This is a genomic window from Streptomyces sp. NPDC048255 (assembly GCF_040652415.1).
Lineage (GTDB): Bacteria > Actinomycetota > Actinomycetes > Streptomycetales > Streptomycetaceae > Streptomyces.
Genome location: NZ_JBEZMA010000037.1, coordinates 67,311 through 74,659 on the forward strand (window position 1 = coordinate 67,311; position 7,349 = coordinate 74,659).

The 7,349-nt window shown below is 70.3% G+C and carries 6 protein-coding genes; 3 read left to right on the top strand and 3 right to left on the bottom strand.

The genetic code is table 11. The features are described 5' to 3' along the window. Positions 1-10 precede the first annotated feature (10 nt). The 3 genes from nuoL to nuoN are packed head-to-tail and all read left to right on the top strand — an operon-like array spanning position 11 to position 5,161. Complete coding sequence (gene nuoL, locus AB0D94_RS25700; RefSeq protein ID WP_362055988.1) at positions 11-1,906, top strand: NADH-quinone oxidoreductase subunit L; 1,896 nt, start codon at positions 11-13, stop codon at positions 1,904-1,906. Between the two features lies 1 nt (position 1,907). Beyond that, positions 1,908-3,509, top strand: coding sequence for an NADH-quinone oxidoreductase subunit M (locus AB0D94_RS25705; protein WP_362055990.1), 1,602 nt, complete (start codon positions 1,908-1,910; stop codon positions 3,507-3,509). Next, entirely contained in the window at positions 3,506-5,161 is a 1,656-nt protein-coding gene (gene nuoN, locus AB0D94_RS25710; protein WP_362055992.1) for an NADH-quinone oxidoreductase subunit NuoN, read from the top strand. Before AB0D94_RS25705 ends, nuoN begins: the two co-directional genes overlap by 4 nt. Positions 5,162-5,228: 67 nt before the next feature. Here nuoN and AB0D94_RS25715 read toward each other — a convergent pair whose 3' ends face one another. From AB0D94_RS25715 to AB0D94_RS25725, 3 genes are all read right to left on the bottom strand, one after another. Then, positions 5,229-5,849: a Uma2 family endonuclease gene (locus tag AB0D94_RS25715; protein WP_362056007.1), complete on the bottom strand. Its 621-nt coding sequence runs from the start codon at positions 5,847-5,849 to the stop codon at positions 5,229-5,231. A gap of 70 nt (positions 5,850-5,919) precedes the next feature. Then, entirely contained in the window at positions 5,920-6,495 is a 576-nt protein-coding gene (locus tag AB0D94_RS25720) for a hypothetical protein (protein WP_362055994.1), read from the bottom strand. Between the two features lie 83 nt (positions 6,496-6,578). Then, positions 6,579-7,172 carry a hypothetical protein gene (locus tag AB0D94_RS25725; protein WP_362055996.1) on the bottom strand — a complete coding sequence of 198 codons (594 nt, stop codon included), beginning with the start codon at positions 7,170-7,172 and terminating at the stop codon, positions 6,579-6,581. Between the last annotated feature and the right edge of the window lie 177 nt (positions 7,173-7,349).

Sequence of the window (7,349 nt, forward strand, 5' to 3'; positions counted from 1 at the left end):
GGCGTTCACAGTGGAGAATCTGATTGCGCTGCTGGTGGCGGCGCCCCTGCTCGGAGCGGCGGTGCTGCTGTGCGGCGGCCGGCGCCTCGACCGGGTCGGCCACTGGATCGGCACCCTGCTCGCGGCCGTCTCCTTCGGCATCGGAGCCGTGCTCTTCGCCGACATGCTGGGGCGCGGCGCCGAGGACCGCGCCCTGCACCAGCGGCTGTTCACCTGGATCCCCGTCGAGGGCTTCCAGGCCGACATGGCCTTCCAGCTGGACCAGCTGTCGATGACCTTCGTCCTGCTCATCTCCGGGGTGGGCACGCTCATCCACGTGTACTCGATCGGGTACATGGAGCACGACGAGCACCGCCGCCGCTTCTTCGGCTACCTGAACCTGTTCGTCGCGGCCATGCTGCTGCTGGTCGTCGCAGACAACTACCTGCTGCTGTACTTCGGCTGGGAGGGCGTGGGCCTCGCCTCCTACCTGCTGATCGGCTTCTGGCAGCACAAGCCCAGCGCGGCCACGGCCGCGAAGAAGGCCTTCCTGGTCAACCGGGTCGGCGACATGGGCCTGTCGATCGCGATCATGGTCATGTTCACCACCTTCGGCACCTTCGCCTTCGGGCCGGTGCTCGGCGCGGTCGGCGAGACGTCCGAAGGCACCCTGACGGCCATCGGCCTGATGCTGCTGCTGGCCGCCTGCGGCAAGTCGGCCCAGGTGCCGCTGCAGTCCTGGCTCGGGGACGCGATGGAGGGCCCGACCCCGGTCTCGGCCCTGATCCACGCGGCGACGATGGTCACCGCCGGCGTGTACCTGATCGTCCGCTCGGGCGCCATCTTCAACGCGGCGCCCGACGCCCAGCTGGTGGTCACCATCGTGGGCGCGGTCACGCTGCTCTTCGGTGCGATCGTCGGTTGCGCGAAGGACGACATCAAGAAGGCCCTCGCCGGGTCGACGATGTCGCAGATCGGCTACATGATCCTGGCCGCGGGCCTCGGCCCGATCGGCTACGTGTTCGCGATCATGCACCTGGTCACGCACGGCTTCTTCAAGGCGGGCCTCTTCCTCGGCGCCGGTTCCGTGATGCACGGGATGAACGACGAGGTCGACATGCGCAAGTACGGCGGCCTGCGGAAGTACATGCCGGTCACCTTCGTCACCTTCGGCCTCGGCTACCTGGCGATCATCGGCTTCCCGGGCCTGTCCGGCTTCTTCTCCAAGGACATGATCATCGAGGCGGCCTTCGCGAAGGGCGGCACCCAGGGCTGGATCCTCGGCGGGGTCGCCCTGCTGGGCGCCGGCATCACCGCCTTCTACATGACCCGCGTCATGCTCCTCACCTTCTTCGGCGAGAAGCGCTGGCAGCCGGACGCTGAAGGGGGCGAGCCGCACCCGCACGAGTCCCCGAAGTCCATGACCATCCCGATGATCATCCTGGCCTTCGGGTCGGTCTTCGCCGGTGGCTTCTTCGAGATCGGCGACCGTTTCCTGAACTGGCTGGAGCCCGTCACGGGCTACGCGCACGGCCACCCGCCGGTCAGCGCGATGACGGTCACGCTCGCCACCATGGCGGTCCTGGTCGTCGGCGTCGGCACCGCCTGGGGGATGTACGGACGGCGGCCCGTCCCGGTCCTCGCCCCGCGCGGCTCGCTCCTCACCCGGGCGGCCCGGCGGGACCTGTACCAGGACGACATCAACCACGTCGTGCTGGTGCGCGGCGGGGAGCACCTGACCCGCTCGCTCGTCTACGTCGACCACAGCCTGGTGGACGGCGTCGTCAACGGGACGGCCGCCTCCGTCGGCGGGCTCTCGGGCCGGCTGCGCAAGCTCCAGAACGGCTACGCCCGCAGCTACGCGGTCTCGATGTTCGGGGGCACGGCGATCCTGATCGCCGCGACCCTGCTGATGAGGGCGGTGTGACATGAACTTCCCGCTTCTGACCGTGACGGCCGCGGTCCCCGCGGTCGGCGCGATCCTCACGGCGGCCGTACCGGCCGCCCGCAGGACCGCCGCCAAATGGCTCGCCCTGCTGTTCTCACTGGCGACCCTGGCCCTGGCCGTGCTCGTCGCGATCCGCTTCGAGCCCGGCGGCGACCGCTACCAGCTCACCGAGTCCCGCCCCTGGATCGCCGACTTCGGCGTCCGCTACGAACTGGGCGTGGACGGGATCGGGGTGGTGCTCATCGGGCTCACCGCGCTCCTCATCCCCTTCGTGATCGCGGCGGGCTGGCACGACGCCGACCCCCTGGAGACGAAGTCCTCGCGCTGGCGGCCGACTCAGGGCTTCTTCGCCCTGATCCTGCTGGTCGAGGCGATGGTGATCATCTCCTTCGAGGCCACCGACGTCTTCCTCTTCTACATCTTCTTCGAAGCCATGCTCATCCCGATGTACTTCCTCATCGGCGGCTTCGGCGACCGGGCGCACTCCGGCTCCGACGAGAACGCGGCCACGCAGCGCTCGTACGCGGCCGTCAAGTTCCTCCTCTACAACCTCGCCGGCGGCCTGATCATGCTGGCCGCCGTCATCGGGCTGTACGTGGTCGCCGGGAACTTCTCGCTCCAGGAGATCGCCGCCGCCCGCGCCGCGGGCACGCTCGACATGGCGACCAACACCGAGCGGCTGCTGTTCCTCGGCTTCTTCTTCGCCTTCGCGGTGAAGGCCCCGCTGTGGCCGCTGCACACCTGGCTGCCCAACGCGATGGGCGAGGCCACCGCCCCGGTCGCCGTACTGATCACCGCGGTCGTCGACAAGGTCGGCACCTTCGCGATGCTCCGCTTCTGCCTGGGGCTGTTCCCCGAGGCCAGCAAGTGGGCCACGCCGGTGATCCTCGTCCTCGCCCTGATCAGCATCGTCTACGGGGCGCTGGTCGCGGTCGGGCAGCGGGACATCAAGCGGCTGGTCGCCTACGCCTCGATCTCGCACTTCGGCTTCATCATCCTGGGCATCTTCGCGATGACCTCCCAGGGCCAGTCCGGCGCCACCCTCTACATGGTCAACCACGGCCTGTCGACGGCGGCGCTGATGCTGGTCGCCGGATTCCTGATCTCGCGGCGCGGCTCGCGGCTCATCGCCGACTACGGCGGTGTCCAGAAGGTGGCCCCGGTCCTCGCCGGCACCTTCCTGGTCGGCGGCCTCGCCACCCTCTCGCTGCCGGGGCTCGCGCCCTTCGTCAGTGAGTTCCTGGTCCTGGTCGGCACGTACGCCCGGTACCCGGTCGTCGGCATCATCGCCACCATCGGCATCGTGCTGGCCGCGCTCTACACCCTGGTGCTCTACCAGCGGACGATGACCGGCCCGGTGAAGGAGGAGGTCCGCACGATGCCGGACCTGCGCCTGCGGGAGGTGCTGGTGGTCGCCCCGCTGATCGCGCTGCTGATCGGCCTGGGCGTCTACCCGAAGGTGCTCACCGACATCGTCAACCCGGCGGTGAAGCACACCATGTCGGACGTGAAGCAGACGGATCCGAAGCCTGAGGTCGCCGTCGAAGCCGAGCACTTCAAGAAGGAGGTGGAGGCGAATTGAGCACCGTGACTTCCGCCCACAGCCTGTGGACACTCGCGGCCGAGGCCCCGGTCGACCGGATCCCGACGCCGACCATCGAGTACGCGCAGCTCGCGCCCACGCTGATCGTGGTGGGCGCGGCGGTCCTCGGGATCCTCGTCGAGGCCTTCGTGCCCCGCAAATCCCGGTACTACGTCCAGGTGTTCCTCGCCGTCGCCGCGCTGGCCTCGGCCTTCGCGGCGGTCGTCGGCCTCGCGGCCGGCGGGTACGGGTCCACCAAGGCGCACATCGCCGCGATGGGCGCCATCGCCGTGGACGGCCCGGCGCTGTTCCTGCAGGGCACCATCCTGCTGGCCTCGATCGTCGCGGTCTTCACCTTCGCCGAGCGGCGCCTGGACCCGGCCGCGCACGGCAACCGGGTGGACTCCTTCGCCGCCCAGGCGGCGTCCGTCCCGGGCAGCGAGAGCGAGAAGGCCGCCGTCAAGGCCGGTTTCACCACCACCGAGGTCTTCCCGCTGGCGCTGTTCGCGGTCGCCGGCATGCTGATCTTCCCGGCGGCCAACGACCTGCTGACGCTGTTCATCGCCCTCGAGGTGTTCTCCCTCCCGCTGTACCTGCTCTGCGCCGTCGCCCGCCGCCATCGGCTGATGTCGCAGGAGGCCGCGGTCAAGTACTTCCTGCTGGGCGCCTTCTCCTCCGCCTTCCTCCTCTTCGGCATCGCGCTGCTCTACGGGTACGCGGGCTCGGTCTCGTACGCGGTGATCGCCGACGTGGTGGACGGCACGGTCTCGAAGATCGACCCGGCGCTGGCCGACACCATGGGCAACGACGCGCTGCTGCTCATCGGCGGCGCGCTGATCCTGATGGGCCTGCTGTTCAAGGTCGGCGCGGTCCCCTTCCACATGTGGACCCCGGACGTCTACCAGGGCGCCCCGACCCCCGTCACCGGCTTCATGGCGGCGGCGACGAAGGTCGCGGCCTTCGGCGCGCTGCTGCGGCTGCTGTACGTGGTCCTGCCGGGCCTGCGGTGGGACTGGCGGCCCGTGATGTGGGGCGTCGCGATCGTCACGATGCTGGCGGGCGCGGTGATCGCCGTGACCCAGACGGACGTCAAGCGGCTGCTGGCGTACTCCTCGATCGCGCACGCGGGCTTCATCCTGGCCGGTGTGATCGCCACCTCGGCGGAGGGCGTCCAGTCCGTCCTGTTCTATCTGGCCGCCTACTCCTTCGTGACGATCGGCGCCTTCGCGGTGGTCACGCTGGTGCGCGACGCGGGCGGCGAGGCGACGCACCTGTCGAAGTGGGCGGGGCTCGGCCGTCGTTCGCCGCTGACCGCGGCGGTGTTCGCGGTGTTCCTGCTGGCCTTCGCCGGCATCCCGCTGACCTCCGGCTTCGCGGGCAAGTTCGCCGTGTTCAAGGCGGCGGCGGAGGGCGGCGCGGGCGCGCTGGTCGTGGTCGGTGTGATCTCGTCCGCGATCGCCGCGTTCTTCTACATCCGGGTGATCGTCCTGATGTTCTTCAGCGAGCCGAAGGCCGACGGTCCGACGGTGGCCGTCCCCTCGCCGCTGACGATGACGACGATCGCGGTGGGCGTCGCGGTCACCCTGGTCCTGGGCCTGGCCCCGCAGTACTTCCTGGAACTGGCGGGACAGGCGAGCACGTTCGTCCGCTGACCGCTTCGCGACATGGGCGAGGGCCCGGCTCCCGTTGGGGAGCCGGGCCCTCGACCTTTGTGTGGGGCTACTTGCCCGGACGGTGCCGGGGCGTGATGGCTGTGAGGTCGACATCGATGGTGAAGGGTACGGAAACCTTCAGACGGTCGTGGAAGATCCCGGTAGCGACGTAGGCCCCGGTGGCAGGATCCAACTCGTAGACGTAGACCACGGCGCGACCGTCCGTGTTCTCGACTCGCCAGAAGTGGAGGATCCCCGCCCTGGCGTACTTCAACGGCTTGGTTTCGCGGTCCCGTCCGACGGAGTCGGGGGAGACCACCTCGATGGCCAGCACCACGGCTCCGGCGGGGAACCGGGTCTGTTCCAGATCGTCGACGGCATCCGCGCGCACGACCACCACATCCGGCTCAGGCCGATTCGTCCTGTCGATGTCGATGGTGAATTCGCGGAAGATCTCGAAGTCGGCGGGCGCCGCCGATCGCAGCTGCCACTTGAACAAGTCGATGGCTCGCTCGTGGAAGACGTTCTGCGGGCTCACGAAGACCAGGCTCCCGTCGATCAGCTCCGTGTGCGGAGGCAGATTGGGAAGCGTGTCCAGGTCGTCCGCGGTCCAGCCGCCCGCGGGCGGGATCGGCCAGCGAGGTCCAGGCTGCGGTTCAGGCTCCGGCGCTGCGGGTTCGACGCGCATCAGTGCTCCCATAGGGCAGAGTCTCGCGAGAGCGTTCAGCCTATCGCCGGAGATCTCGCGAAAGCCGCCCTTACGGGTGAGTCATATGCCCAGCGCATTTGACCGCCGGGTTCCAGTTGTGGAAGAGGCCTGCCGGGTTGTCCTTGTAGGCCCACAGGTGGAGGTCGAAGTGCTTGGGCATCCCCGTGGAGTGGCCCGGCATCGGGCCGTCGAAGGGGAGGCCGAACATGGTGGGGCGGCCGGCGGCCGTCGCCAGGTTCTGGTCCGGGTCGGAGACCATCCACTCGACCGCGTACAGCTTGCGGCCGCCGCCGGGGCCCTTCTCCGCGCCGTAGATGATCGCCGTCGGCTTCGCCGGGTCGGTCGAGCCCCAGCGGGACTTGTTCTCGTAGTGGTAGCCCATCGAGCCCGGGCCGCGCGGGTTGTCCATGCAGACGTCCGTCCGGACGTACCCGTCGGCTATGGCCGCCCTCTCGTTCTCGTACTTCGCCGTCACCCGGTACGCCGTCGCCAGGTCGAGCATCGCCTGACGGTCGTTCGGGTCGGGGGCCGGGCCGTCCACGGCCCGGGCCGAGGGGAGGGCGGCCAGGGCTATGGACGCGGCGGCGGCGCAGATTAGGGCTGCCTTGCGGGCACGGGCGGACATCGGGACTCCTGCCGTTCGGGGGCTTTCGTCCACCTTCCCGGTGCGGCCCGGCCGGTGCACGCGGCGCGCCTCCGAACGGGGGGTCAGGGCCGGGTGGTGCCCGGGAGGCAGCGCACGTCCGGGTTGAACGTCGCGAACATCCCGGCGGGGTTGGGCTTCCACAGCCACACGTGCAGGGCGTAGTGCGTCTTCTGGCCCTTGAAGCGGCCCGGGATCGGCCCCTTGAAGGGCTGCCCGAACAGGCTCGGGCGGTCGTCGTCGGTCTCCGGCTTCCCGTCCCGGTCCATGACCACCCACTCCAGCGCGACCAGCCTGCGGCGGCCCGACGCGTCGTCCTCGTAGAGCAGGGCGGCGGGCTTCGCCGGGTCGAGGGAGTCGTCGTACGCGTGGTTGAAGTGCGGGTAGCCCAGGGCGCCGCCGCTCGCCGGGTCGGTCACGCAGTACTGGTCGGGGACGTAGCCGGCCGCGGTCGCCGTCCGCTCCCGGAGGTACCGGGCGCTCGCCAGGGCGGCCCGGGTCAGGTCGGCCAGGGCGGCGGGGTGCGCCCCCGGGCCGCCGTGGCCGCGGCCTCCCGGGGGCGCCGGAGGCGTCGGGGTCGCTCCGGCGGGGGCGGCCGACAGGGTGAGGGCCGCCGCCGCGGTGAGGGCCAGGGCGAGCATGCCGGTACGAGAGGCCATACGGGGCTCCTGGGGGGATCGTGGGGTCGAAGCCCCAGGAGCATCACCCGCGGGAGGCCCTCCGGCCGGGCGGCGGGCCGGAGCGCGGCGCTCAGGCCGCCCGGGCGGCGTACACGCGGACGTCCGCGTCGGCCGGGGGGGGGGGTGGGCGGAAGAGCCCACCGCGGGACTCCCGGC

What these genes read in the sequence shown, in the direction of transcription:
- AB0D94_RS25705 (WP_362055990.1), top strand. Translation starts at nt 1,908, where the DNA reads ATGAACTTCCCGCTTCTGACCGTGACGGCCGCGGTCCCCGCGGTCGGC.
- AB0D94_RS25715 (WP_362056007.1), bottom strand. Translation starts at nt 5,849, where the DNA reads ATGCGCGTCGAACCCGCAGCGCCGGAGCCTGAACCGCAGCCTGGACCT.
- AB0D94_RS25720 (WP_362055994.1), bottom strand. Translation starts at nt 6,495, where the DNA reads ATGTCCGCCCGTGCCCGCAAGGCAGCCCTAATCTGCGCCGCCGCCGCG.
- AB0D94_RS25725 (WP_362055996.1), bottom strand. Translation starts at nt 7,172, where the DNA reads ATGGCCTCTCGTACCGGCATGCTCGCCCTGGCCCTCACCGCGGCGGCG.